Annotated in this window: 1 protein-coding gene; it reads left to right on the forward strand. The window is 62.5% G+C overall.

The features are described from left to right. Window positions 1-685: 685 nt before the first annotated feature. Window positions 686-2,091 (forward strand): ESPR-type extended signal peptide-containing protein (locus RZR99_RS32255; RefSeq protein WP_323123748.1); only part of this gene is annotated, 1,406 nt, incomplete at its 3' end.

A 2,091-nucleotide genomic window follows, 5' to 3' on the forward strand; every position in this document is an offset into this window, starting at 1 on the left:
CCGCCCCGCCCTTACGCCGCCCCCGCGCGCATTTCTCAACCCGGCACGCCGGGCGCTTTCGCCGCACGTCGCCGGCCCCCCTTCTTTCGTCTCGCGCCCCTGCCTCGCGTCAACACGCGCCAATCGCCTGCCGCACACCTCGACGCCTCATCGATAAGCGATATTCGGTAAGCACCTTTAAAGCGGCGCGCCTATAAACCATCCCGGTTCAAATAAGATGAATCGCGGCGCCAAAACCCGCCACCGAACCTGACGGACAATCGGGGAAAACCCATCAATAGAAACCCGGTAAAAATGCCGGAAATATCATTTATTTACAATTTACCATCAAGAAAAGTCATCCCAAAATCGCATCATTTCAATCTCCAACGTCTATACAACACACCGCGCTCACACGCCTCTCAGCGCTCATCTCAATACGCGACCAACCCCGCCTCACCCCCACCAAACCCATGCCAGACAAGGCACCCAGCATTCACAATGAAAAATCTTAAATAATTGTTAAATATCAACTATTTACAATATTTGACCGTTATGAATTTCAATTTTTCATTTCTTATCAATCTCAAAATTAACTCTCAAATAAACTTCGCGCATCTAAATGTATATTTTTGCGCGAACACAAGACATCGACGTGTGGCCATCAGTCTGGTGAGTTGCGTAAGCCCGTGGAGAGCATCCCGTCATGAATCGCACATACCGCACCATCTGGAACGAGGCGCTCGGCGCATGGGTCGCCGCTTCCGAACTGGCGTCGGCACGGGGTAAATCCAGCAAGTCGACGCTCGCCAAGGCGGTGGCTGCCGCGATGCTTGCCACCGTCGCTCAGGGCGGTTACGCGTCGACCGTCGGAGTCGGCGCGGGCGGCACCCCGGGCGGCGCCATATGCGGCCTTCCGCTTCCGACGGGCGTGGGTCCGGACGGCACGACCAGCTATACCTACACGGCTACCTTCGACGGCAGCGGCTACTTCTCGGTCGTCGGCGGGTGCGGCGCGAACGGCGGCACTACCCTGCTCGGCGTGACGCTGTACGGCGCCTTCACGACAGTCACGGGCGCTGGCGGCGCGGCGTTTGGCTTCGGCGCCAGCGCCGCGCAATGGGCAACGAGCGCCGGCCTGCAGGCGAACGCGTCCGGCCAAAGCTCGAGCGCCTTCGGCTTCAACGCGTCCGCCGCCGGCACCGGCTCGGTCGCGATCGGCAATGCGGCATCGGCCCGCTACACGAACAGCGTGGCAATCGGCACGGGCAGCGTAACGGGTGCGGCCGCCCCCACCGGCACGGGCTTCCTGACCGGCTCCGCCGCCCCGCTGTCGGAAGTATCGGTCGGCAGCTCGACCGCGCTGCGCCGCATCACCAACGTCGCCGACGGCTCCGCGCCGCAAGACGCGGTGACGGTCGCCCAGTTGAGCACCGGCATGAGCACCGCGACGAGCAGCATCGCCAGTCTGTCGACGTCGACGTCGACCGGCATCGGCTCGCTGTCCACCGGCCTCTCGACCGCCAACAGCAACGTCACCTCACTGTCGACCTCGACGTCGACCGGCATCACCTCGCTGTCCACCGGCATCTCGACCGCCAACAGCAACGTCACGTCGCTGTCGACCTCCGCGTCGACCGGCATCACCTCGCTGTCCACCGGCATTTCGACCGCCAACAGCACGGTCACGTCGCTGTCGACCTCGGCTTCGACCGGACTCTCGAGCGCCAACAGCAGCGTCGCGTCGCTGTCCACGTCGACCTCGACCGGCATCACGTCGCTGTCCACCGGCTTGAGCACCACCAACAGCACCGTCACGTCGCTGTCCACCTCGACATCGACCGGACTCTCGAGCGCCAACAGCCGCATCACGTCGCTGTCCACGTCGACCTCGACCGGCATCACGTCGCTGTCCACCGGTTTAAGCACCACCAACAGCACCGTCACCTCGCTGTCCACGTCGACGTCGTCCGGCATTTCGTCGACCAACAGCTCCGTCGCTTCGCTGTCCACCTCGACCTCGACCGGCATCGGTTCGCTGTCCACCGGCCTTTCGACCACCAACAGCACCGTCACCTCGCTGTCCACGTCGACGTCGTCCGGCATTTCGTC

Source organism: Burkholderia alba (assembly GCF_034721475.1).
In the GTDB taxonomy this organism is placed as follows: Bacteria; Pseudomonadota; Gammaproteobacteria; order Burkholderiales; family Burkholderiaceae; genus Burkholderia; species Burkholderia alba.